The sequence below is a fragment of the Pseudomonas sp. NY15181 genome, assembly GCF_048068055.1.
In the GTDB taxonomy this organism is placed as follows: Bacteria; Pseudomonadota; Gammaproteobacteria; order Pseudomonadales; family Pseudomonadaceae; genus Pseudomonas.
On sequence record NZ_JBLUPT010000001.1, the window covers coordinates 1,052,310 to 1,078,085 of the forward strand.

Consider the following 25,776-nt stretch of genomic DNA (forward strand, 5'->3'; position numbering starts at 1 on the left):
GAGGGTGGTTTCCACACCACCCTCGCTTTTTTTTTTATGCGCTCGATGAATCAGGCGCTGCCGTGCACGATGTCGGTATTGAGCAGGTCGACCCCGACCACGGTGATGGTCGTGACCTGTCCTCCCGTCTCGTTGACCGTCACGATGCTGTTGGCGCCGGCGTTGTTGATCGAGAACGTGGAGGCCTGGTCGCCGTTGAGCACTATGGCGTCGTGGTGGCCAGCGGTCACATCGAAGCCGGTGACCTGGTAAGTGTTTTCGGGGCGCGACAGATCGACGTTGAAGGCATCGCGTGCACCGGTCGTGCCCGCCAGCGTGTACTGGAAGGTCGCGCCGGCGCCGTCGTTGGCGAACAGGTTGGCGGCGAACGCACTGCTCGCCGTGTCTCCGTCCTTGTCCGTGACCGTGGCGTTGAACGACAGCTTGACGTCGCTGGCCAGGCTTTCGACCTGGGTGATGAACTGGATGGTCGGGATCTTGACCACGCCCTTGCCCATGGTGAGCTGGATCGCGTCGATCATCTTGCCGCTGGCCGTCTGGACGGTGAAGGACTGCTGGTTCCCCGCTTCCGCGTGCAGGTCGCCGGCTCCGACCTTGATCGGGGCACCGGACGTCGTGCCGTCATCGTAGTAGGCCGTGTAGTACAGCTCTTCCGAGGCTGGGTCGTAGCCGCCCACCGAGTTGTCGATGAAGACCTTCACGGAGGTCAGCAGGGTCTGCGGGTTGGCGACGAAACTATCGTCACCGGCGTTGACGCCAGAGGTGTTGTTGCCGTTCAGGTTGTTGTTGTTGATGCCGATGCCGGAGGTGCTGACGTTCAAGGCGCTTGAGCCGATGAACGACGGCAGGGGGTTGGTCTGCAACTGCGCTTCGGTGGGGTCGGTCGAGCCGAGCCCGATGCCGGTCAGGATGCTGTTGGAGCCGGTCTGCGGCGCCGTTGCGACGGCATTGAAGAACACCACATGGTCAGTGCCGATCGTCAACGTTTGCACCGGGTCGGGACCGCCGGCACCCAGTGCGCCGTTGGCGGTGCTGAGGACGAGCGTCGAACTGAAGCCTTGCACCAGGTCCAGGGTGTAGCTGCCGTCGGCAAAGGCGGTCAGCGCGTAGTCGACGGTGGTGTTTGGCGTTGCGGCGTTGTTGTCGAAGTCACCGGTCAGGGTGCCGAGGAAGTGGAATGCGCCATTGACGTCCGGCGAGGGCGACTGCTCGGTGAGCGTACCGGTCCCGGTGGTGGTCGAGTTGTCGGGCCTGACGAGGGTGAACTGGCCATTCACCAGCGAGATGTCCAGGCCGCTCGCGCCAAGTCCGTCAGCGCCGTACGCCTTGTCCCAGTACCCGGTCTGCGGAAGGATGCTGCCGGTCCCGATCAGGTTGCCAAAGGCAAGGGTCGGCGTGTCGTCGTCGACGGTGATGACCAGTTTTTCGGCCGCAGCGGTCACCGTGTCGCCATCCTTGTCAGTGGCTTGCAGCAGGGTGCCGAGGTTGATGTTGATATCGTTCTCGTTGTTGCCGGTCGGGTGGTCCAGCGGTTTGAGCAGCGTGAAGGTGTAGGCACCCGCTGCGGTAAGGGCCAGGGTGAACACGCTGACTGCGCCGGCGGAGGCGGTGAGGGTATTGTTCAGGACGCTGTAGGTCAGCGCCGTGCCGCCGGAACTCAGGGCCTGCAAGGCGCTGGTGTCGCTGGACAAGCCGAAGGTCAGCGGCACATCGGCGCCGGACTGGAAGATGCCGGTCACGCTGCCGCTGGCGATGGTGGCTTCGCCGGCCACGTCGCCGATACCGCCGGGGATGCCTCCCGGCAGGCCGTCTTCATCGACCGTGCCGGTGACCGGGGTGCCGGTGGCGGTCGGCGTATCGTCGTCCACCGTGATGACCAGTTTCTCGGCCGAGGCCGTCACCGTATCACCGTCGAAGTCAGTGGCTTTGAGCAGTGTGCCGAGGTTGAGGGTGATGTCGTTCTCGTTGTTACCGGCCGGGTGATCCAGCGGTTTGAGCAGGGTGAAGGTGTAGGCGCCCGTCGTCGCGTTCAGGCTGAAGGTGAACACGGTGCTCGCTCCCGCCGAGGCGGTGAGCGTGTTGCCCGAAACGCCGTAGGTCACCGCCACCCCACCGGAGTTCAGTGCCGGCAGGCCGTTGGTGTCGGTGCCCAGGGAGTAGGTCAAGGGCACATCGGCGCCGGACTGGAAGATGCCCGTCACGCTGCCGGTGGCGATGGTGGCCGTGCCGGGGACGTCGCCGATCCCACCGGCGATGCCATTGGGCAGGCCGTCTTCGTCGACGGTGCCGGTTGCCGGAGTTCCGGTGGCGGTCGGGGTGTCATCATCGACGGTGATGACCAGTTTTTCAGCCGAGGCGGTCACCGTATCACCGTCGAAGTCGGTGGCTTTCAGTAACGTGCCGAGGTTGATGGTGATGTCGTTTTCATTGTTCCCGGCCGGGTGATCCAGCGGTTTGAGCAAGGTGAAGCTGTAGGCGCCCGTTGTCGCGTTGAGGCTGAAGGTGAATACGCTGACCGCGCCCGCCGAGGCGGTGAGCAGGTTGCCCGAGACGCTGTAGGTCAACGTCGTTCCGCCGGAACTCAATGCCGGCAAGCCGCTGGTATCGGTGCCCAAGGAGTAAGTCAGCGGCACGTCGGCGCCGGATTGGAAGATACCGGCCACGCTGCCGGTGGCGACGGTGGCCTCGCCGGGGACATCGCCGATCCCACCGGCGATGCCATTGGCCAGGCCGTCTTCGTCGACGGTGCCGGTTACCGGAGTTCCGGTGGCGGTCGGCGTATCGTCGTCGACGGTGATCACCAGTTTCTCGGCCGAAGCTGTCACCGTATCACCATCGAAGTCGGTGGCTTTCAGCAGCGTGCCGAGGTTGATGGTGATGTCGTTTTCATTGTTGCCGGCTGGGTGATCCAGCGGTTTGAGCAGGGTAAAGGTGTAGGCGCCCGTCGTCGCGTTCAGGCTGAAGGTGAATACGCTGACCGCGCCCGCCGAGGCGGTGAGCAGGTTGCCCAGCACGCTGTAGGTCAACGCCGTTCCGCCGGAACTCAACGCCGGCAAGCCGCTGGTGTCGGTGCCCAGGGAGTAAGTCAGCGGCACGTCGGCGCCGGACTGGAAGATGCCGGTCACGCTGCCGGTGGCGAGGGTGGCCTCGCCGGGGACGTCGCCGACCCCACCGGCGATGCCATTGGCCAGGCCGTCTTCGTCGACGGTGCCGGTTACCGGAGTTCCGGTGGCGGTCGGGGTGTCGTCATCGACGGTGATGACCAGTTTTTCAGCCGCAGCCGTCACCGTATCACCGTCGAAGTCGGTGGCTTTGAGCAGAGTGCCGAGGTTGATGTTGATGTCGTTCTCATCGTTACCGGCCGGGTGATCCAGCGGGCTGACCAGGGTGAAGCTGTAGTCACCTGTCGAGCTCAGGCTGAAGGTGAATACGGTGGCCGCGCCGGCCGAGGCGGTGAGTACATTGCCCAGGACGCTGTAGGTTACCGCCACCCCACCGGAGGTCAGGGCCGGCAGGCCGCTGGTGTCGCTGGACAACGAATAGGTCAGCGGTATGTCGGCGCCGGACTGGAAGATGCCCGTCACGCTACCGCTGGCGACTGTGGCTTCGCCGGCCACGTCGCCGATACCACCGGCAATACCGTGCGGCAGGCCATCTTCGTCGACGGTGCCGGTCGCAGGCGTCCCGGTGGCGGTCGGCGTATCGTCGTCAACCGTGATGACCAGCTTCTCGGCTTCGGCGGTTACCGTATCACCGTCGAAGTCGGTGGCCTTGAGCAGGGTGCCAAGGTTGAGGGTGATGTCGTTCTCGTCATTGCCGGCCGGGTGATCCAGCGGGCTGAGCAGGGTGAAGGCGTAGGCGCCCGTGGTCGCGTTGAGGCTGAAGGTGAACACGGTGGCCGCACCCGCCGAGGCGGTGAGGGTGTCGCCCAGGACGCTGTAGGTCACCGCCACCCCGCCGGAGGTCAGGGCCGGCAGGCCGCTGGTGTCGCCGGACAGCGAGTAGGTCAGCGGCACATCCGCGCCGGAGTGGAAGATGCCGGTTACGCTGCCGCTGGCGACGGTAGCCTCGCCGGGCACGTCACCGACACCACCGGCGATGCCATGGGCCAGGCCGTCTTCGTCGACGGTGCCGGCTGCAGGCGTCCCGGTCGCCGTCGGGGTGTCGTCGTCAACCGTGATGACCAGCTTCTCGGCGGAGGCCGTTACCGTGTCGCCGTCCTTGTCGGTGGCCTTCAGCAAGGCGCCGAGGCTGATGTTGATGTCGTTCTCGTCATTGCCGGCCGGGTGATCCAGCGGGCTGACCAGAGTGAAGGTGTAGGCGCCTGTCGTCGCGTTGAGGCTGAAGGTGAACACCGTGACCGCACCCGCCGATGCGGTGAGCAGGTTACCCAGGACGCCGTAGGTCACCGCGACCCCGCCGGAAGTCAGTGCCGGCAGGCCGCTGGTGTCAGTAGCCAGGGAGTAGGCCAAGGGCACATCGGCGCCGGACTGGAAGATACCGGCCACGCTGCCGGTGGCGACGGTAGCCTCGCCGGGCACGTCGCCGACGCCGCCCGGTATGCCATTGGGCAGGCCGTCTTCGTCGACCGTGCCGGTGGCAGGCGTCCCGATAGCTGTCGGGGTGTCGTCATCGACGGTGATGACCAGTTTCTCGGCTGCGGCGGTGACTGTATCACCGTCGAAATCGGTGGCTTTGAGCAGGGTGCCGAGGTTGATGGTGATGTCGTTCTCATCGTTACCGGCCGGGTGATCCAGCGGGCTGACCAGGGTGAAGCTGTAGTCACCTGTCGAGCTCAGGCTGAAGGTGAACACGGTGGCCGCGCCGGCCGAGGCGGTGAGCAGGTTGCCCAGCACGCTGTAGGTTACCGCCACGCCGCCGGAAGTCAGTGCCGGCAGGCCGCTGGTATCGGTGCCCAGGGAGTAGGTCAGCGGTACGTCGGCGCCGGACTGGAAGATGCCCGTCACGCTGCCGCTGGCGACGGTGGCCTCGCCGGGGACGTCGCCGACCCCGCCGGCGATGCCATTGGGCAGGCCGTCTTCGTCGACCGTGCCGGTCACCGCAGTGCCAGTAGCGGTCGGGGTGTCGTCGTCAACCGTGATGACCAGCTTCTCGGCCGCGGCCGTCACCGTATCACCGTCGAAGTCGGTGGCCTTGAGCAGCGTACCGAGGTTGAGGGTGATGTCGTTCTCGTCATTGCCGGCCGGGTGATCCAGCGGGCCGATCAGGGTGAAGGCGTAGGCGCCCGTGGTCGCGTTGAGGCTGAAGGTGAATACGGTGGCCGCACCCGCCGAAGCGGTAAGGGTGTTGCCCAGGACGCTGTAGGTTACCGCCACCCCGCCGGAACTCAGTGCCGGCAGGCCGCTGGTGTCGGTACCCAGGGAGTAGGTCAAGGGCACGTCGGCGCCGGAGTGGAAGATGCCGGCCACGCTGCCGCTGGCGACTGTGGCTTCGCCGGGGACGTCACCGACACCACCGGCAATACCGTGTGGCAGGCCGTCCTCGTCGACGGTGCCGGTGGCAGGCGTCCCGGTCGCCGTCGGGGTGTCGTCGTCAACCGTGATGACCAGCTTCTCTGCGGAGGCCGTTACCGTGTCGCTGTCCTTGTCGGTGGCCTGGAGCAGGGTGCCGAGGCTGATGTTGATGTCGTTCTCGTCATTCCCGGCCGGGTGATCCAGCGGACTCACCAGGGTGAAGGTGTAGGCGCCCGTCGTCGCGTTGAGGCTGAAGGTGAACACGGTGGCCGCACCGGCCGAGGCGGTGAGCAGGTTGCCCAGGACGCTGTAGGTCACCGCGACCCCGCCGGAGGTCAGGGCCGGCAAGCCGCTGGTGTCGCTGGACAGCGAATAGGTCAGCGGCACGTCGGCGCCGGAGTGGAAGATGCCGGCCACGCTGCCGGTGGCGACGGTGGCCTCGCCGGCCACGTCGCCGACCCCGCCCGGAATGCCATTGGGCAGGCCGTCTTCGTCTACGGTGCCGGTCGCGGCGGTGCCGGTCGCATTGGGTGTGTCGTCATCGACGGTGATGACCAGTTTCTCGGCTGCGGCGGTGACTGTGTCGCCGTCCTTGTCAGTGGCCTTGAGCAGGGTGCCAAGGTTGAGGGTGATGTCGTTTTCGTCATTGCCGGCCGGGTGATCCAGCGGCTTGAGCAGGGTGAAGGTGTAGGCGCCCGCCGAGGTGAGGCTGAAGGTGAATACGGTGGCGCCGCCCACCCCAGCCGTGGCGGTGAGCGTATTGCCCACGACGCTGTAGACCAGTGCCGTACCGCCGGAGCTCAGCGCCTGGAGGCCGCTGGTATCGCTGGACATGGCATAGGTCAGTGGCGCATCGGCGCCGGACTGGAAGATGCCGGTCACACTGCCGCTGGCGACCGTGGCCTCGCCGGCCACGTCGCCGACCCCACCGGGAATGCCGTTGGGCAGACCGTCCTCGTCGACGGTGCCGGTCGCGGGAGTGCCGGTCGCGGACGGACCATCGTCTTCAAAGATCATCTGGGAGCCGATTTCGCCGGTCGCGGTGGTGACCTGGAGCAGCTTGAACCCGCCGACATCGAAGTCGGCGTGGTCATTGCCGGAGGCGTTGACGGGCGCTCCGTTCTGCACGAGCACACGGTTGTGATCCTGGCTCGTGGTGTATTCGATCCTGTAACCGGCCAGCACGCCGGTGATGGTTGCAACCCCGCTGTTAAAGCTGATGGAAATGTTGGGGTCATTCACCGAGCCATTGGAGTTCTCGATCACCAGCCCGGTGCTGATGTTGATGACACGTACGCTGCTGATGGCGATCGACGTGTCGTTGCCATAGCCGTTGATGAAGTTCACACCCGATTCAACCGCAGTGCTGAAGGCGCTGACCGATACGACGGCACTCTTGCCGCTTTGCAGCTGCACGATGTCGAAACTGGCCGTTTTCGTATTGAGGACACCGGTAAAGTCGATGTTGGCTTCAACATCCGCTTCGTTCTGATCCAGGTTGGGAACGGTCACGTTCTGCCGGGCACCGGTGACGAACGAGAAGCGGATGCCTTCCTGTTCCACGATCATCTGGTTGTTGGTGCCGAAGGTGGTGGGGCCGCCGCCCTGGCTGGTATTGATGGTGTCACCGGTGTTGATGTTGGCGCCCGACGACTGGTCCGCGGGGTCCTTGCCGGTGGCGATGATAGCGGGGCTGGATATCCGCACGACATTACTGGCGTCGGTGAAGGTTGTCGGGTTCGCCGAGGCGAACATCAGGAACAGGTTCTGCCCGGAAGGCGCGTTGGCCAGGCTGAAGGTCAGGTCCTGGCTGGTGCCGATGAAGACCTTGTTCAGCAGGTTGACGGCATCGTCGGGATTAGTGGCGTCCGGATGCTTGAGTGGCTGGTATTCCACGGTCCAGATCTTGCCGCCCGAGACCGGCGATCCGGTTTCCTGGATATAGGCTGCAAGCACTATTGCGCCGCCTGCGCTCCCGGCTCGCCCCACAAGGATGTTGTTGTTGCCGGTATCCGTATACAGAAGGATGTGGGTGCCATCGAGGGTCTGCAGGCCGCTGTCCAGGCCATTGAGCGCCGCGCCGCCGCTGTCGGCGAAGCGGACATCGGTAATGCTCCCGCCGGGCAGGGGATTGAGGGTGAACGCATTGCTGCCGGTGTCGCCAGCTGCGCCCGTAAAGCCGCTCAGGGCTTCGCCCGTGGCGCTACCTGCCCCCAGAACTCCCAACCGGGTGGCGAAGGCCGTGGGCAAGACCAGCAGGGTGTCATTGTCGTTGGAGTCTTCCGCAGGGTTGGGCGTGGCCGTGGCGTCCTGCAGCCCGGCGGTTTCGTCCAGGGTAACGGTCACGCCGGTCGCCACGACGACCGGGTCGTCGGTAAAGGATGCCGTTGCCACAGTCCCGTCACTGGAAGTTGCGGTGAGCAGGAAGGTTGCGCCGGCCGAGTCGTCGGGATTCACGTACCAGGAGGTGGTGACACTGCCGTTGACCTTGCCGTCGAGATCGCCGGCACCGCCGTCGGTCACGGACCAGGCGTTGTGTCCCGCACCGGAGGTGGTAGCGAGCACGTCGTCGGGCGTGCCCCAGATGCCATCCGCGCCGGCTCCCGTGGCGTGTTGCACCTGGAACCTCACCGTGCTGCCGGCGGGGAAGCCGGCGGCCGTGATGATGGCGGTGCTACCGGGGGCATAGTCTTGCTGGTCAGTCGTGACGGTAGGCGGCGTGTATTTCTTCGGGGTGGTCATGGCTTTCTCCCGGGCAGTGCCACTCAGGCAGGCCGGGGTGCGGCCTCTTACTGCCACATACGACCACTATGGGGATGTGCGAGGGATTGGGCATCGGCCGATACTCCCAGACGAGGTGGGAGATTCGGCCTATCTGAAAGGGGCGAGCGAAGGCATCGCTCGTCGCGGCGCGCGAGCGTTCATTGCGGATGCGGTGGGGCGGAAAGGCGAGGGTGGTTTCCACACCACCCTCGCATCCTTTCACTTGCCCAGTGGATCAGGCACTGCCATGCACGATATCGGTATTGAGCAGGTCGACCCCGACCACGGTGATGGTCGTGACCTGGCCGCCCGTCTCGTTGACCGTCACGATGCTGTTTGCACCGGCGTTGTTGATCGAGAAGGTGGAGGCCTGGTCGCCAATGAGCACTATGGCGTCGTGGTGGCCGGCGGTCACATCGAAGCCGGTGACCTGGTAGGTGTTCTCGGTGCGTGCCAGATCGACGTTGAAGGCGTCACGCGCACCGCTCGTGCCAACTAGCGTGTAGTTGAAGGTTGCAGCGGCCCCGTCGCTGGCGAACAGGTTGGCGTTGAAGGCACTGGTCGCCGTGTCCCCATCCTTGTCGGTGATCGTGGCGTTGAACGACAGCTTGACGTCGCTGGCCAGGTTTTCGACCTGCTTGATGAACTGGATCGTTGGGATCTTGACGTCGCCGTTGCCCATGATGAGCTGGACCGCGTCGATCAGCTTGTTGGTGGCCGTCTGGATGGTGAAGGACACCTGTCCCTTAGGCTCCGAGTGCAGGTCAGCGGCAAGTACCTTGATCGGCGCACCGGACGTCGTGCCGTCGTCGTAGTAGGCCGTGTAGTACAGCTCTTCCGTCGCCGGGTTGTAACCGCTCACCGAGTTGTCGATGAAGACCTTCACGGACGTCAACAAGGTCTCGGGGTTGACGACGAAGCTCTCGTCTCCGGAGCCGATGCCCGCCGTGGTTCCCTGCAGGATGTTGTTGTCGACACCAATACCGGAGGTGCTGACGTTCATGTTGGAGGCGCCGATGAACAGCTTCTGGTTAGCGGGGAGGGCTTCCAGTTGCGCTTCGGTGGGGTCGGTCGCTCCTTGCCCGATGCCGCTCAGGATGCTGTTGGCGCCGGTCTGCGGGGCCGTCGCAACTGCGTTGAAGAACACCACATGTTCGGTACCTATTGTCAGCGTTTGCACTGGGTCAGGCCCGCCGGCGCCCAGTGCGCCGTCGGCACTACTGAAGGTGACCGTCGAACTGAAGCCTTGCACCAGGTCCAGTGTGTAGCTGCCATCGGCATAGGCAGTCAGGGTGTAGTCGACGCTGGTGTTCGGTGTTGCGGCGTTGTTGTCAAAGTCACCGGTCAGGGCTCCGCCGAAGTGGTACGCGCCATTAACGTCCGGCGAAGGCGCCTGCTCGGTGAGCGTGCCGGTCCCGGTGGTGGTCGTGTTGTCCGGTCTGACCAGGGTGAACTGGCCATTCACCAGCGTGATGTCCAGGCCGGTCGCACCCAGGCCGTCGGCGCCGTATGCCTTGTCCCAGTACCCGGTCTGCGGAAGGGTGCTGCCGGTCCCGATCAGGTTGCCGAAGGCGAGGGTCGGCGTGTCGTCGTCGACGGTGATGACCAGCTTCTCGGCCGAGGCAGTCACTGTGTCGCCGTCCTTGTCGGTCGCTTGCAGCAGGGTGCCGAGGTTGATGGTGATGTCGTTCTCGTTGTTACCGGTCGCGTGATCCAGCGGGCCGAGCAGGGTGAAGGTGTAGGCACCCGCGGCGGTGAGGCTCAGCGTGAACACGTTGGCGCCGCCGACACCGGCCTTGGCGGTGAGGGTGTTGTTCAGGACGCTGTAGACCAGCGCCGTGCCGCCGGAGCTCAGTGCCTGCAAGGCGCTGGTGTCACTGGACAAGCCATAGGTCAGCGGCACGTCGGCGCCGGACTGGAAGATGCCGGTCACGCTGCCGCTGGCCACGGTGGCTTCGCCCGCCACGTCGCCGATGCCGCCAGGGATACCACCGGTCAGGCCGTCTTCGTCGACGGTGCCGGTCACCGGAGTACCAGTCGCGGTCGGAGTGTCGTCATCGACGGTGATGACCAGTTTTTCCGCCGCGGCGGTCACCGTATCGCTGTCCTTGTCGGTGGCCTGCAACAGCGAACCCAGGTTGATGGTGATGTCGTTTTCATTGTTGCCGGCCGGGTGATCCAGTGGCTTGAGCAGGGTGAAGGTGTAGGCGCCTGCAGCGGTGAGGCTGAAGGTGAACACGCTGGCCCCGCCCGCGCCGGCCGTGGCGGTGAGCGTGTTGCCAACGACGCCATAGACCAGTGCCGTGCCGCCGGAACTCAGTGCCGGCAAGCCGCTGGTGTCACTGGACAAGCCATAGGTCAGCGGCACGTCGGCGCCTGACTGGAAGATGCCGGTCACGCTGCCGCTGGCCACGGTGGCCTCGCCGGCCACGTCACCGACACCGCCGGCAATGCCATTGGCCAGGCCGTCTTCGTCCACCGTGCCGGTGACCGGCGTACCGGTGGCGGTCGGGGTGTCGTCATCGACGGTGATCACCAGTTTCTCGGCCGAGGCGGTCACCGTATCGCTGTCCTTGTCGGTGGCCTGGAGCAGCGAGCCGAGGTTGATGGTGATGTCGTTTTCATTGTTGCCGGCCGGGTGATCCAGCGGCTTGAGCAGGGTGAAGGTGTAGGCACCCGCCGAGGTCAGGCTGAAGGTGAACACCGTGGCGCCCCCCGCACCCGCCGTGGCGGTGAGGGTATTTCCCGAGACGCTGTAGACCAGTGCCGTACCGCCGGAACTCAGTGCCGGCAGGCCGCTGGTATCGCTGGCCATCGAGTAGGTCAGCGGTACGTCGGCGCCGGACTGGAAGATGCCGGTCACGCTGCCGCTGGCCACGGTGGCCTCACCGGCCACGTCACCGACACCGCCGGCAATGCCATTGGCCAGGCCATCTTCGTCAACCGTTCCGGTGACCGGGGTGCCGGTCGCCGTCGGGGTATCGTCATCGACCGTGATGACCAGTTTCTCGGCCGAGGCGGTCACTGTGTCGCTGTCCTTGTCGGTGGCCTGGAGCAGGCTGCCGAGGTTGAGGGTGATGTCGTTTTCATTGTTGCCGGCCGGGTGATCCAGCGGCTTGAGCAGGGTGAAGGTATAGGCACCGGCTGAGGTGAGGCTGAAGGTGAACACCGTGGCGCCACCCGCACCGGCTGTGGCGGTAAGGGTGTTGCCCGAGACGCTGTAGACCAATGCCGTACCGCCGGAACTCAGTGCCGGCAGGCCGCTGGTATCACTGGACAAGCCATAGGTCAGTGGCACGTCGGCGCCGGACTGGAAAATGCCCGTTACGCTGCCGCTGGCCACCGTGGCCTCGCCGGCTACGTCGCCGACACCGCCGGCAATGCCATTGGCCAGGCCATCTTCGTCGACGGTGCCGGTAACCGGAGTACCAGTCGCGGTCGGAGTGTCGTCATTGACGGTGATGACCAGTTTTTCCGCCGCGGCGGTCACTGTATCGCTGTCCTTGTCGGTGGCCTGGAGGAGCGTGCCGAGGTTGATGTTGATGTCGTTTTCATTGTTGCCGGCCGGGTGATCCAGCGGTTTGAGCAGGGTGAAGGTGTAGGCACCGGCCGAGGTCAGGCTGAAGGTGAACACCGTGGCGCCACCTGCACCGGCCGTGGCGGTCAGCGTGTTGCCCGAAACGCTGTAGACCAGCGCCGTGCCGCCGGAACTCAGCGCCTGCAAGGCGCTGGTGTCGCTGGACAAGCCGTAGGTCAGCGGCACGTCGGCGCCGGACTGGAAGATGCCGGTCACGCTGCCGCTGGCGATGGTCGCCTCGCCGGCCACGTCGCCGACACCGCCGGCAATGCCATTGGCCAGGCCGTCTTCGTCGACGGTGCCGGTCACCGGGGTACCGGTGGCCGTCGGCGTGTCGTCATCGACGGTGATCACCAGTTTCTCGGCCGAGGCCGTCACCGTGTCACCGTCCTTGTCGGTGGCTTGCAGCAGCGTGCCGAGGTTGATGTTGATGTCGTTCTCGTTGTTGCCGGCCGGGTGATCCAGCGGCTTGAGCAGGGTGAAGGTATAGGCGGCCGCCGAGGTCAGGCTGAAGGTGAACACGGTCGCGCCGCCCGCGCCGGCCGTGGCGGTGAGCGTATTGCCGACAACGCTGTAGACCAGGGCCGTGCCACCGGAACTCAGTGCCTGCAAGCCGCTGGTGTCACTGGACACCGAATAGGTCAGCGGTACGTCGGCGCCGGAATGGAAGATGCCGGTCACGCTGCCATTGGCGACGGTGGCCTCGCCGGCCACGTCGCCGACCCCGCCGGGAATGCCATTGGCCAGGCCGTCCTCGTCGACGGTGCCGGTCACGGCGGTGCCGGTCGCGTTGGGCGAGTCGTCATCGACGGTGATGACCAGTTTCTCGGCCGCGGCCGTTACCGTATCGCCGTCCTTGTCGGAGGCTTGAAGCAAGGTGCCGAGGTTGAGGGTGATGTCGTTTTCATTGTTGCCGGCCGGGTGATCCAGCGGGCCGACCAGGGTGAAGGTGTAGGCGCCCGCCGAGGTGAGACTGAAGGTGAACACGGTGGCGCCGCCCACGCCGGCAGTGGCGGTGAGCGTGTTGCCGACGACGCTGTAGACCAGGGTCGTGCCGCCGGAGCTCAGTGTCGGCAAGCCGCTGGTGTCGCTGGACATGGAATAGGTCAGCGGCGTGTCCGCGCCGGACTGGAAGATGCCGGTCACACTGCCGCTGGCGACCGTGGCCTCGCCGGCCACGTCGCCGACCCCGCCGGGAATGCCGTTGGGCAGACCGTCTTCGTCTACGGTGCCGGTCACCGGGGTGCCGGTCGCGGATGGCCCGTCATCCTCGAAGATCATGGAGGAGCCGATTTCAGCGGTCGCATTGGAGACCTGGAGCAGCTTGAAGCCACCGATATCGAAGGCGGCGTGGTTATTGCCCGAGGCATTGAGGGCGGCCCCGTTCTGGACGAGCACGCGGTTGTGATCAGCCGAGGTGGTGTACTCGATCTTGTAGCCGGCCTTGACGCCGGTGATGGTTGCCACGCCGGAAGTAATGGTGATGACAATGCTCGGATCATTCACCGTGCCGTCCGAATTCTCGATCACCAGTCCGGTGCTGTTGTTGATCACACGGACATTGGTGATGTTGACCGTCGTATCGCCTGCATAACCGTTGACGAAGTCCACGCCGGATTCTTTAGCCGTATTGAAGGCGTTGATCGTCACCACCGCGCTCTTGCCGCTTTGCAACTGCACCACGTCGAAGCTGGCCGACCTCGCGTTAAACATGCCGGTGAAGTCGATATTGGATTCCACATCCGCTTCGGTCTGGTCCAGGTTGGGAATGGTCATGTCCTGCCTGGCACCGGTGACAAAGGTGAAGCGAATGCCCTCCTGTTCCACGATCATCTGGTTATTGGTGCCGAAGGTGGTCGGGCCGCCCGCCTGGCTGGTATTGATGGTGTCGCCGGTGGTGATATTGGCCCCGCCCGACTGGTCCGCGGGGTCCTTGCCGGTGGCGATGATGGCGGGGCTGGAAATCCGCACGACATTGCTGGCGTCGGTAAAGGTCGTCGGATTCGCCGTGGTGAACATCAGGAACAGGTTCTGTCCGGAGGGGGCGTTGGCCAGGCTGAAGGTCAGGTCCTGGGCGGCTCCGATGAACACCTTGTTCAGCAGGTTGACGGCGTCGTCAGGGTTGGTGGCATCCGGATGCTTGAGTGGCTGGTACTCCACGGTCCAGATCTTGCCGCCCGAGAGCGGTGAGCCGGTCTCTTCGATATAGGCCGCGAACACGATGGTGCCCGACGAGCTTCCGGCGCGGCCCAGGACGATGTTGTTGTTCGTATCCGTATAGAGAAGGATGTGCGTCCCATCGAGGGTCTGCAGACCGCTGTCCAGGCCGTTGAGCGCCGCGCCGAGACTGTCGGTGAAGCTGACGTCGGTAATCACGGCCCCAGGCGCGGGGTTGAGGGTGAACGCGTTGCTGCCGGTGTTGCCTGCGGCGCCCGTATAGCCACTCAGGGCGGCACCCGTGGCGGTGCCCGCGCCGAGTGCCGTCAGGCGGGTGGTGAAGACACCGGGCAGGGAAGCCAGCGCGATGTCGTTGTCGTTGGCGTCTCCCGCCGGACTGGGGGTGGCCGTGGCGTTCTGCAATCCAGCGGTTTCGTCCAGCGAAGCGGTCGCGCCGGTCGCCACGACAATCGGACCGTCGGTGAAGGAGGCTGTCGCCAGGGCGTCACCAGACTGCGCGGTGAGCAGGAAGGTGGCGCCGAGCGAGTCGTCGGGGTTCACGTACCAGGAGGTGGTGATGCTGCCGTTGACCTCGCCGTCGAGATCGCCGGGGCCGCCGTCGGTCACGGACCACGGGTCGTGTCCGGCGCCGGAGGTGATTTCGATCACGTCGTCGGGCGTGCCCCAGATGCCGTCCGGACCGGCGTCCGAGACGTGCTGCACGTGGAAGGTCACGGTGCTGCCGGCGGCGAAGCCGCTGGCCGTGATGTTGGCCGTGCTACCGGGTGCGTAATCTTGCTGGTCGGTGCTGACAGATACATCGCTCGTTGGCGATGCATTTTTCTTATGGGTAGTCATGACGTTCTCCCGCGCGGTTTCAGTCATTGAGGTTGGCCGTTTGCCCTATACGGCTACGTGCCATCACTATGGGGAGACCGCGGGGAGGCTCGCATCGGCCGATACTCCCAGGCGGGATAGGAGATTCGGACTACGTGGGAGGGCGACGGGCCGATGCACTCGGCTGCAGCGCATAGGTCGATTGGGAATGAGGAGAGAGCGCCTGAGCACCGTTCGGGCTGCGTAGCCTGTAACCCGGTCATTCAGGGCTGGCTCGAACCCACCAACACCGTGACCCGCTCTGCCTGTTCTTCGGGCTGCTCCGGGTGGGGCCGGGCGGCGACGGCGCCAGGACCGACGCTCGCCGGCATTCAAGAAGATTCTGACGTTACCCCGGGAAGAATCCCGTATTTCGGGTCGTGGGGCCGCTTGAGAATGCCTTCGCTCGATTGCACTGCGATCGAGGTGGCTCCGTTCATCCCGCTGCGCGCGGGCTGAACAGGATTTCCTGAAGGCTGCTCGATCGAGGCTTCGACGCCCATGCCATGGCTGATCCCTTTCCCGGACCTGTCGATGTCAGCACGCCGGCCTGTCCACTCCAGCCCACCGGCAGAAGTGCGTGGCGCTGGCCCGGAGTCGCCGTGATGGAGACGCGCATGACCATGGCGCCTCGCGGCGAAGCCAGGGTGCTGTCGGTGTTCGATTTCGACGGCACCCTGACCCGGCATGACAGCTTCATTCCGTTCCTGTGGTTCGCCTTTGGTAGCGTCGGGTTCCTGCGGCGCCTGCCCAGGCTCGCCGTGCCTTGCCTGAAATTCGCCGTCGGCCGACTGGGTCGTGACGAGCTCAAGGCCTGCCTGATCGCGACTTTTCTCTGCGGTGTCGAGGTGCAGTGGCTATCTGCGCGGGCGGATGCCTACTGCCGGTCTGTCTGGCGCTATCTGCTGCGCTCGGCGGGCTTGCGCTGCGTCGAGGCCGAGCTTGAGTCCGGCGCCGAAGTCACCCTCTGCTCGGCGTCGCCGACGCTGCTGTTGCGGCCGTTTGCCAAGCGCCTGGGCGTCGGGCTGATCGGCACCGAACTGGAAGTGCGGGATGGCCGCCTGAGCGGCTGCATCCTCGGCGGCAACTGCCGCTGCGAAAACAAGGTCCTGCGCCTGGAGGCAGCGTACGGCCCGTTGACCCGCTACCGGCTGCGCGCCTGGGGCGACACCCGTGGCGACCATGCCCTGTTGCGTGCAGCCCAGGACCCGCACTGGCGGGCATTCCATCCGCCGTGGCGGCGCACACCCGGCCCGACCCGGCCGGCCGCCTGACCCGACCCATCGCCGGAACAGCCGGCTGAACCCCCATCCAGAGAAACGCAATCGTGGAACTGACACACCTGGGATTTCCCCCGCTGACCCTGGCGGTATTCGTCGGGCTGGCCCTTGCCGCCCTGTTGTTGGATATGGCGACGCACCGCGACGACCGCCCCATTTCCCTGGCGCGGGCGGCGGGCTGGTCGATCTTCTGGGTCGGGATTTCCCTGGCCTTCGCCGGTTTCCTCTATGTCCAGCACGGCGCGCAGGCGGCCAGCCTGTTCCTGACCGGCTATGCCCTGGAGAAGGTGCTGAGCGTCGACAACCTGTTCGTGTTCATGGCGATCTTCGCCTGGTTCAAGGTGCCGGACGGGCTGCGTCACCGCGTGCTGTACTGGGGCATCCTGGGCGCCATCGTCTTCCGTGGCATCTTCGTGGCCATCGGCACCGGCCTGTTGGCCCTCGGCCCCTGGGTCGAGATCGTGTTCTCGCTGATCGTCGCCTGGACCGCCGTGATGATGCTCAAGGGCGGCGGCGACGATGACGAGGAGGAGGACTATTCCCAGCATCTAGCCTATAGGTTCGCCAGCAGGCTTTTCCCGGTCTGGCCGAAACTGTACGGCCGCCATTTCTTCGTGCCCCGCCGCAAGCTCGAAGTGGAAGCCCATAAGACCGAGAACAAGGGCCTGAGCCTGGCCGCCAGAGGGGCACTCTTCGCCACCCCTCTGTTCCTCTGCCTGGTGGTGGTCGAGGTTTCAGACGTGCTGTTCGCCTTCGACTCGGTGCCCGCGGTGATCGCGGTGAGCCGCGAACCTCTGATCGTCTACTCCGCCATGCTGTTCGCGATCCTGGGCCTGCGGACGCTCTATTTCGTCCTTGAAGCGCTCAAGCGCTACCTGGTGCACCTGGAGAAGGCGGTCGTGGTGCTGCTTTTCTTCATCGCCGCCAAGCTGGGCCTGAATGCCACCGACCACCTGTTCCACCATGGCTACAGCATCGATGCCAATACCAGCCTGTTCATCGTCCTGGCCATTCTGGCGGTGGGGATAGTGGCCAGCCTGCTGTTCCCGGCCAAGGAAGAGGTGGCGGGCGTAGTTTCCGACCGTTGAGACCACTCGCTGCCTGAAACGAGAAAGCCCGCGCGATGCGGGCTTTCTTGTTCAAGCGAACTGCGTGTCAGTGCTTGGGCGTGTCGTCCGGCAGGGCCAGCAGCTGCTTCTCGTGGTTCCAGTCGAAGGGCTCGCCGTTCTCTTCAGCCTCGAAGCGGCGCTCGTCGAGCTGCTGGTACATCTGCAGTTCTTCGTCGGGCATGAAGTGCAGGCAGTCGCCGCCGAAGAACCACAGCAGGTCGCGCGGGACCAGGTGGGCGATCTGCGGGTAGCGGTGGAAGACCTGGCTGATCAGGTCCTGGCCCAGGTACTGGGCGCCTTCCGGATCGCGCGGCAGCTCGGCCATCAGTTCGTCGAAGCGTTCGAGGAACAGGCCGTGATTGTCTTCCGGCACCTGCTCGGCTTCGCCCAGGGCGCCGAGGATCATGCGCAGGTGGTTGAGCAGGGCGAGGTGGTGGTCGAGATAGGCGTTGGCCATGGTGCTTCCTCTGGGACAGCGTTGAAACGGCTGCGGAGTATATCGGGTTTCACCGGCTCTGCCGCCCTAGGGGCGCAGCGGTCGTGACTGAATCTGCCGCAGGCGGTTGTCGATCCGCTGTTGCTGCTGGTCGAGCAGGCGTTGCTGTTGCTGCAGCTGCTGTTGCTGCAGATCGCTCTGCTGCCGCTGGATCAACTGGTCGCTCTGCCGGCGCTGCATGTCCTGCAGCCGCTGGCTGTCCTGCTGGCGCCGGAGATTCTCCTGCTGTATCTGCAGGCGATCGCTTTCGTATTGCAGGCGTTGACGCTCCTGCTCGTTCTGGCGCATCTCGCTTTGCCGGCGCAGGCTGTCCTGCTGTTGCTGGAGGGGGTCGATGACCGGCGTGGGCGGCGCTACCGGCCGTGGTTGACTGGGGTAGAGCCAGGAGTCGGCCTGGGCGGCGCCGACGAGCAGCATCGTCAGCAGCAGGGGAAGGCTTCTGTGCATGGCGTGTTCTCCATGACGGGTACAGCTGCAGTGTGCACCCTGTGGCCGCAGACGGCACTGCTGTGCGTCGGTAAAGGCGCAATCGGGAAGGGCGCCCGCAGGCGCCCCCGAGCTATCGGCGGATGCTTCAGCCGGCCTTGCCGCCCAGCTCCTCCTGGGCGAAGTCGTCCACGTCGATCACCGCGCGGCGTGCGCGCTCGGCTTCGTGCAGGGCTTCCGCCTCGTTGCCTTCGAGCACGCCGGCATCGCGGGCGGCGTCGATGGGCGACTGGCCGGCGGCGGGGATTACCCGGCCGTCGCGCAGCGCCTGGCGCAGTTTGTCCTGTAGCGGGGCCGCCTCGACGAGCTGGTCGTAGGCCACGCCGAGCTTGCCGATCGGGTCCTGCGGGTCGCTGGGCAGGAAGGCGCCCTGGATGATCGCCTGCAGCGCCGGGTTCTCCAACGGAGCGCCGAGGATGGCGGCGATCTCGGCGTCCAGCTTGTCACCCGGGCCGCGATGGCGGCGGCCCAGCGGCAGCACCAGCATGCGCAGCAGGCAGGCGAACGGGCGGTTGGGGAAGTTGTCGATCAGCCCGGCCAGCGCCGCCTCGGCCTTGCACAGGTTCTCCTCCAGCGCCCAGCGCAGCAGCGGTTGCAGGTACTCCGGGTTGTCCTGGTCGTGGTAGCGCTTGAGCGCCGCCGAGCCCAGGTAGAGATGGCTGAGCGCATCGCCCAGGCGCGCCGAGAGGCGTTCGCGGCGTTTCAGTTCGCCGCCGAGCAGCATCATGCTGACGTCGGCGAGCAGGGCGAAGGCCGCGGCCAGGCGGTTGAGCGCGCGGTAGTAGGGGCGGCTGAGGCGGTCGCCCGGCACCTGGTCGAAGCTGCCCAGGCCAAGGCCCAGCAGCAGGCTGCTGGCGGCGTTGCCGACGGCGAAGCCGATGTGGTTCAGCAGCAACTGGTCGAACTCGCGCTCGGCCTGGTCCTGGTCCTCGCGATGCGCCAGCTCCATTTCCTTGAGCACGTACGGATGGCAGCGGATGGCGCCCTGGCCGAAGATCATCAGGTTGCGCGAGAGGATGTTGGCGCCCTCGACGGTGATGAAGATCGGCGCGGATTGCCAGGCCCGCCCCAGGTAGTTGTTCGGGCCCATGATGATGCCCTTGCCGCCGTGGATGTCCATGGCGTGGGCGATGCACTCGCGGCCGCGCTCGGTGAGGTGGTACTTGAGGATGGCCGAGAGCACCGAAGGCTTCTCGCCCAGGTCCACCGCACTGGCGGTGAGGATGCGCGCGCTGTCCATCATCCAGGCGTTGCCGCCGAGGCGCGCCAGGGCCTCCTGGATGCCTTCGAAGGCCGCCAGCGGCACGTTGAACTGTTCGCGAATGCGCGCGTAGCGACCGCTGACGTAGCTGCCGGTCTTGGCCGCGCTGGTGCCCACCGCCGGCAGGGAGATGGAACGGCCCACCGACAGGCAGTTCATCAGCATCATCCAGCCTTTGCCGATCATCTGTGCGCCGCCGATGATGGCGTCCAGCGGCACGAATACGTCCCGGCCGGCGTTCGGGCCGTTCATGAAGGCCGCGCCCAGCGGCAGGTGGCGGCGACCGATCTCGACGCCGGGGGTGTCGGTGGGGATCAGCGCCAGGGTGATGCCCAGGTCTTCTTCCTCGCCCAGCAGGTGGTCCGGGTCATGGCACTTGAAGGCCAGGCCGAGCAGGGTGGCCACCGGGCCGAGAGTGATGTAGCGCTTCTCCCAGGTCAGGCGCAGGCCGAGGACTTCCTCGCCGTTCCACTGGCCCCTACAGACGATGCCGATGTCGGTCATGCCGCCGGCGTCGGAGCCGGCCTGCGGGCTGGTCAGGGCGAAGCAGGGGATTTCTTCACCGGTCGCCAGGCGCGGCAGATAGCGCTGGCGCTGGGCGTCGGTGCCGTAGTGCAGCAGCAGCTCGGCCGGGCCCAGGGAGTTGGGCACCATTACGGTGGAGGCGAGGTCGCCGCTGCGGCTGGCGAGCTTCATCACCACCTGCGAGTGGGCGAGGGCGGAGAAACCCTTGCCGCCGTACTCCTTCGGGATGATCAGGCCGAAGAAACCCTGCGCCTTGATGAAGGCCCAGGCTTCGGGCGGCAGGTCCATGCGCTGGCCGATGTCATGGTCGCTGACCATGGCGCACAATTGCTCGGTGGGGCCGTCGACGAAGGCCTGTTCTTCCTCGCTCAGTTGCGCCCTGGGATAAGCGAGCAGGGTGCTCCAGTCCGGGCGGCCGCTGAACAGCTGGCCGTCCCACCAGACGGTGCCGGCCTCGATGGCCTCGCGCTCGGTGTCCGACATCGGCGGCAGGGTCTGCTTGAACCAGGCGAACAGCCGCGAGCTGAACAGGCCGCGGCGCAGGTCAGCGGCAAGGATGGTCATTGCCACCACCGCCCAGAGCAGCCAGAGCGGCACCATCCAGGCGTGGGCGTGGCTGAACAGGCTCATCAGCACCAGGTACACGGCCACCAGGCCAATGGCCTTGAGCGGCGAGGCGCGTCGATGGGCCAGCCAGGCGATGCCGAGAATCAGGACGAGCAACCAGATGAGCAGCATGGTGATTCCTCCATGACAGTCCGCCACGACGGCAACCGGCCGCGACGGGCTTGGTGACGAATGGTGCGCGGGCAGGGCGGTGGGCGCCTGGCGCGACGCCCCGCAAGCTTAGACCGCCGAACATGACCAATGGCCGCATGACCGGACAGCTTGGCCGGATCGCCGTGCCTGCCGGGCACGCCGGCTGGTTAGACTGGCGGCGCCATCAACGACAGGGATCGCGGAGACAGCGCCATGCAGCAATACTTGAAGCCCAGCCGCTTCGTGGATAGTGACCACCCCGCGGTGGTCGAGTTCGCGGAAAATCACCGGGGCCAGGGCGGCACCCCGCTGGAACAGGCGGTAGCGCTCTACTACGCGGTGCGCGACCGGATTCGCTACAACCCCTATGTGTTCAGCCTCGACCCGCAGACCCTGTGCGGCAGCCACGCGCTGCAGGCCGGGCAGTCCTACTGTGTGCCCAAGGCGACGCTGCTGGCGGCCTGCGCACGGCATTGCGGGATTCCCGCGCGGATCGGCCTGGCCGATGTGAAGAACCACCTGGCCACGCCGCGCCTGCTGGAGATGCTGCGCAGCGAGATGTTCGCCATGCACGGCTATACCGAACTGTTCCTCGAAGGCCGCTGGGTCAAGGCCACGCCGGCTTTCGATATCGGCCTGTGCGAGGCTTTCGGCGTGTTGCCGCTGGAATTCGATGGCCGTAAGGACAGTGTGTTCCACCCGTTCAATCATGCGGGGGAGCGGCACATGGAATACCTGCGCGACCACGGCCAGTTCGCCGACGTGCCGGAGGACTTCTTCTTCGGCTACCTGCAGCAGTGCTATCCGCACCTGTTCACCGGCGGTGATACCCCGCTGGCCGGCGACCTTCGCATCGAAGCGGCGAAGCATGAACACAATCGATAGTCATCATCAGCGCAGACGCCTTTTTTCCTGGCGCCCGAGTCGGTAGGGTGCCGTCATCCGAAGTCGCGCCCGGAGGGCGCGATGCCATCGAATGACGACAACAAGCGAGGCGCAGCATGCTCAAGATCTGGGGCCGGAAGAATTCCTCCAACGTGCGCAAGGCGCTCTGGTGCGCGGAGGAGGCGGGTCTGGCCTATGAGCGGATCGACGCCGGCGGCGCGTTCGGCCTGGTCAACGAGGCGCCGTACCGCGCACTGAACCCCAACGGCGTGGTGCCGACCCTGGACGACGACGGCTTCATCCTCTGGGAGTCCAACAGCATCGTCCGCTACCTGGCCGCGCGCTACGCCCCGGCGCTCTACCCGCAGGACCTGCAGCAACGCGCCAGCGCGGAGAAGTGGATGGACTGGACCACCTCGACCTTCGCCGGCCCCTTCCGCACGCTGTTCTGGGGCACCCTGCGCACCCCGCCGGAGCAGCGTGACAGCGCCGCCATCCAGGCCGCCCTCGACGCCTGCGCGCGCCTGCTGGACATCCCCGAGCAGACGCTGGCCAAGCAGCCCTATCTCTCCGGTGAACAATTGGGTATCGGTGACATTCCGCTGGGCAGCTTCATCTATGCTTGGTTCGAAATGCCCATCGAGCGCCCGTCACAGCCGCATCTGCAGGCCTGGTACGCACGCCTGAAGGCGCGTCCGGCCTACCGTGACGCAGTGATGACCGAACTGACCTGAGGCTTTGCCGCGCGCCGCGGAGGTTGCAATCCTCGCGGCGGACCATTATCAAGCAGGCCTTTTTCCAAAGACCTGCGACATTCCTAAGACTTGCAACGGGAATCCCCATGAGTTCCGCGCTGTCCATCCGTCAACTGACGAAGACTTACGGCAACGGCTTCCAGGCCCTCAAGGGCATCGATCTGGACGTCGCCGAAGGCGATTTCTTCGCCTTGCTCGGCCCCAACGGCGCCGGCAAATCCACCACCATCGGCATCCTTTCCACCCTGGTGAACAAGACCAGCGGCACGGTCAACGTGTTCGGCCATGACCTGGACAAGGACCCGTACGGCCTGAAGCGTTGCCTGGGCGTGGTGCCCCAGGAGTTCAACTTCAACCAGTTCGAGAAGGTGTTCGACATCGTCGTCACCCAGGCCGGCTACTACGGCATCCCGATGAGCGTGGCCAAGGGCCGCGCCGAGAAGTACCTGACCCAGCTGGGGCTGTGGGACAAGCGCAATTCCGCCTCCCGCGAGCTGTCCGGCGGCATGAAGCGCCGCCTGATGATCGCCCGCGCGCTGGTCCACGAGCCGCGCCTGTTGATCCTCGACGAACCCACCGCCGGCGTGGACATCGAGCTGCGCCGCTCGATGTGGAACTTCCTCACCGAGCTCAACGGCGAAGGCATCAGCATCATCCTCACCACGCACTACCTGGAGGAGGCCGAGCAGCTCTGCCGGAACATCGCGATCATCGACCACGGCACCATCGTGGAGAACACCAGCATGCGCAAGCTCCTGAGCAAGCTGCACGTGGAGACCTTCTACCTCGACCTGAAGGCGACGCTCACCGAGGTGCCAAAGCTCGATGGCTACCCCGTGCGCCTGGTGGATGACCACACCCTGGAGGTGCAGGTGGACAAGGCCATGGGCATCAACGGCCTGTTCGCCCAGCTCAACGCCCAGGGCGTGGAAGTGCTGAGCCTGCGCAACAAGAGCAATCGCCTGGAGGAACTGTTCGTGTCGCTGGTGGAGAAGAATCTGTCGAAGGTGGCCGTATGAGCAGCGATCTGCGCGCCAACTGGGTCGCCCTCAACACCATCGTCTACCGCGAAGTCCGCCGCTTCCTGCGCATCTGGCCGCAGACCCTGCTGCCGCCGGCGATCACCATGGTTCTGTACTTCGTGATCTTCGGCAACCTGATCGGCCGGCAGATCGGCGACATGGGCGGCTTCACCTACATGCAGTACATCGTGCCGGGCCTGATCATGATGTCGGTGATCACCAACTCCTACGGCAACGTGGTGTCGAGCTTCTTCGGCAGCAAGTTCCAGCGCAACATCGAGGAGCTGCTGGTGTCGCCGGTATCGCCGCACACCATCCTCCTGGGCTTCGTCGCCGGCGGCGTGCTGCGCGGCCTGGCGGTGGGCCTGATCGTGACGCTGTTGTCGCTGTTCTTCACCAGCCTGCAGATCCACCACATCGGCATCACCGTACTGGTGGTGCTGCTGACGGCGACCATCTTCTCCATGGGCGGCTTCGTCAACGCGGTGTTCGCGCGCAACTTCGACGACATCTCGATCATCCCGACCTTCGTGCTGACGCCGCTGACCTACCTGGGCGGGGTGTTCTACTCGATCACCCTGCTGCCGCCGTTCTGGCAGACCGTCTCGCTGGCCAACCCGATCCTGCACATGGTCAACGCCTTCCGCTACGGCATCCTCGGCGTGTCGGACATTCGTATCGGTGTCGCTGTGGTGTTCATGCTGGTGGCGACGGTGGTGCTCTATGTGTTCTGCGTGCGCCTGCTGGTGAGCGGGCGGGGGATGCGGCAGTGATTGCTGCCACCTGCTGATGAAAAAGGCCCCGGTTGGGGCCTTTTTCTTTTCCGGAACGCCACGCCTGTTTGCTCAAGCGGCAAGGTTCTTGTAGGCGTTCCGGATGGCAGCCGTCGGCTGTCCTGCCGGGGAGAGAGTGGGCGTACACGGTAACCGGCCACGGATCATCCTCCATTCCGACTAATCAGTATGGGCGATGAGCCCCGTTCGGTCCGATGAGAGCCTGCGTGCCGTTGTCGTAGTGCCTCCGCGTCTGCACGCTCGGCGCGGCCGTCCTTTTCCTGTTCTGGAGCACGGCATGACCGATTCAAATCCCCACCACGCGTTGTACGAGCTCGCGTGCCGCTATGCACAAGCTGTCGACCGACGCGACTGGTCGCGGCTCAGCACGCTCTTCACCCCCGATGCATCTCTTGCCGGCCCCGGCTTCCGCTTTGACGACCGCGACGCGATCGTTGCGGGCATGGGGGCGATCGAACGCTACGAAACCACCCAGCATCACGTACACAACCAGCTCGTCACGTTCGACGGCGGTGTGGCCGACGTCGAGACCTACGGCGTTGCGTGCCACGTCTATGTGCGCGACGGGGTGAAGCGCAAGCTCGACTGGGGGCTGCGCTATCGAGACCGTTGCCTGTTCGACGGCGGCACGTGGCGCTTCGCGGCGCGCACGCTGCACCTCGACTGGACGCAAGACCTGCCGCTGGAGGGCTGAGCGATGCCAACGTCTCGACCTCTTGAAGGCCAGACCGCGCTGGTTACCGGCGGCGCTGGCGGCATCGGCGCGGCCTGTGCGCAGGCGCTGCTCGCGGACGGTGCGGCCGTCCTGCTGATGGGCCGCCGCCGCGACGCACTCGAACGCACTCAGCGGCAACTGACCGACGCGGTGCCCGGCGGCCGCGTCGCGATCCATGCGGGTGACGCGTGCGACGAAGCCGACCTGCAAGCGGCGCTCGACTGCGCGTGGGCGCTCGATGGACGCCTCGATATCGTCGTGCCGACGGTCGGCGGCGCCGGATTCCGTCCGCTGCTGATGCACGACGCCGACACTTTCCGCCAGGAAATCGACCTGAACCTGCACAGCGCGTTCCTCGCGATTCGTCATGCCGCGCCACGGCTGGCCGACAGCGGTGGCGGCGCGATCGTCTGCATTTCGTCGACCGCCGCGCGGATCAACTTCCGCTGGCTGTCCGGGTACTGCACCGCGAAGGCTGCGCTCGAGGCGCTCGTACGCGGGGCGGCCGAGGAGCTGGCGAGTGCGAAGGTCCGTGTCAACGCGGTGCGTCCGGGGCTCACGCGCTCGGAGGCGACCGCGCCGATGTTCGACAACCGCGCGCTGGTCGACAGCTTTCTCGAGCAGGTCCCGCTCGGCACGCTCGGCGAACCCGACGCGATCGCGCACGCGGTGCGCTATCTCGCGGGCCCCGAATCGGGCTGGGTCACTGGCCAGAGCTTCGCGGTCGACGGCGGCAACGAGTTGCGCACCAACCCCTGCGTCGACGACACGATTGCGCATATCTACGGCGCGGCGGCACTCGCCGCGGTAAAGGCCGGTCGCGTGCCGGGCGCCGCATGAGC

At 65.6% G+C, this 25,776-nt stretch carries 14 protein-coding genes; 8 read left to right on the forward strand and 6 right to left on the reverse strand.

What is annotated here, in order from left to right; genetic code table 11:
- Positions 1-50: 50 nt before the first annotated feature.
- The 3 genes from ACNFBT_RS04875 to ACNFBT_RS04885 all read right to left on the reverse strand — a co-directional run bounded on the left by ACNFBT_RS04875 (position 51) and on the right by ACNFBT_RS04885 (position 15,350).
- Entirely contained in the window at positions 51-8,216 is an 8,166-nt protein-coding gene (locus ACNFBT_RS04875) for a DUF5801 repeats-in-toxin domain-containing protein (protein ID WP_416746938.1), read from the reverse strand.
- Positions 8,217-8,472: 256 nt separating this feature from the next.
- Positions 8,473-14,829: a beta strand repeat-containing protein gene (locus tag ACNFBT_RS04880; protein WP_416746940.1), complete on the reverse strand. Its 6,357-nt coding sequence runs from the start codon at positions 14,827-14,829 to the stop codon at positions 8,473-8,475.
- A 350-nt stretch (positions 14,830-15,179) separates the two neighbouring features.
- The gene (locus ACNFBT_RS04885) at positions 15,180-15,350 is read right to left on the reverse strand and encodes a hypothetical protein (RefSeq protein WP_416746942.1); all 171 of its coding nucleotides are present in this window, start codon (positions 15,348-15,350) and stop codon (positions 15,180-15,182) included.
- 114 nt (positions 15,351-15,464) lie between these two features.
- On the opposite strand from ACNFBT_RS04885, the gene ACNFBT_RS04890 reads away from it, so the two are divergent.
- The gene (locus ACNFBT_RS04890; protein ID WP_416746944.1) at positions 15,465-16,121 is read left to right on the forward strand and encodes an HAD-IB family phosphatase; all 657 of its coding nucleotides are present in this window, start codon (positions 15,465-15,467) and stop codon (positions 16,119-16,121) included.
- A gap of 53 nt (positions 16,122-16,174) precedes the next feature.
- Positions 16,175-17,215, forward strand: a complete 1,041-nt coding sequence (locus ACNFBT_RS04895) for a TerC/Alx family metal homeostasis membrane protein (protein WP_416746946.1) — start codon at positions 16,175-16,177, stop codon at positions 17,213-17,215.
- Positions 17,216-17,282: 67 nt separating this feature from the next.
- Here the strand turns inward: ACNFBT_RS04895 and ACNFBT_RS04900 are convergent, their stop codons facing one another.
- The 3 genes from ACNFBT_RS04900 to ACNFBT_RS04910 all read right to left on the reverse strand — a co-directional run bounded on the left by ACNFBT_RS04900 (position 17,283) and on the right by ACNFBT_RS04910 (position 20,742).
- Positions 17,283-17,693: a PA2817 family protein gene (locus ACNFBT_RS04900; RefSeq protein WP_416746948.1), complete on the reverse strand. Its 411-nt coding sequence runs from the start codon at positions 17,691-17,693 to the stop codon at positions 17,283-17,285.
- Between the two features lie 66 nt (positions 17,694-17,759).
- Positions 17,760-18,179 (reverse strand): PA2816 family glutamine-rich protein, encoded by a 420-nt coding sequence (locus ACNFBT_RS04905; protein WP_416746950.1) that lies wholly within the window; start codon positions 18,177-18,179, stop codon positions 17,760-17,762.
- Positions 18,180-18,306: 127 nt separating this feature from the next.
- On the reverse strand, positions 18,307-20,742 hold the full coding sequence (locus tag ACNFBT_RS04910; protein WP_416746952.1) for an acyl-CoA dehydrogenase: 2,436 nt from the start codon (positions 20,740-20,742) through the stop codon (positions 18,307-18,309).
- Positions 20,743-20,976: 234 nt separating this feature from the next.
- On the opposite strand from ACNFBT_RS04910, the gene ACNFBT_RS04915 reads away from it, so the two are divergent.
- The 6 genes from ACNFBT_RS04915 (at position 20,977) to ACNFBT_RS04940 (ending at position 25,774) form a co-directional block, all read left to right on the forward strand.
- On the forward strand, positions 20,977-21,648 hold the full coding sequence (locus ACNFBT_RS04915; RefSeq protein WP_416746954.1) for a transglutaminase-like domain-containing protein: 672 nt from the start codon (positions 20,977-20,979) through the stop codon (positions 21,646-21,648).
- Between the two features lie 116 nt (positions 21,649-21,764).
- Positions 21,765-22,382, forward strand: a complete 618-nt coding sequence (locus ACNFBT_RS04920; protein ID WP_416746956.1) for a glutathione S-transferase — start codon at positions 21,765-21,767, stop codon at positions 22,380-22,382.
- A 107-nt stretch (positions 22,383-22,489) separates the two neighbouring features.
- Complete coding sequence (locus ACNFBT_RS04925) at positions 22,490-23,422, forward strand: ABC transporter ATP-binding protein (RefSeq protein ID WP_416746958.1); 933 nt, start codon at positions 22,490-22,492, stop codon at positions 23,420-23,422.
- Positions 23,419-24,198, forward strand: a complete 780-nt coding sequence (locus ACNFBT_RS04930; RefSeq protein WP_416746960.1) for an ABC transporter permease — start codon at positions 23,419-23,421, stop codon at positions 24,196-24,198. The genes ACNFBT_RS04925 and ACNFBT_RS04930 overlap by 4 nt, the downstream gene beginning before the upstream one ends.
- Before the next feature lie 298 nt (positions 24,199-24,496).
- Complete coding sequence (locus ACNFBT_RS04935) at positions 24,497-24,913, forward strand: nuclear transport factor 2 family protein (protein WP_416746962.1); 417 nt, start codon at positions 24,497-24,499, stop codon at positions 24,911-24,913.
- Between the two features lie 3 nt (positions 24,914-24,916).
- A complete protein-coding gene (locus ACNFBT_RS04940) occupies positions 24,917-25,774 on the forward strand; it encodes an SDR family NAD(P)-dependent oxidoreductase (protein WP_416746964.1) in 858 nt (285 codons plus the stop codon).
- Positions 25,775-25,776 lie beyond the last annotated feature (2 nt).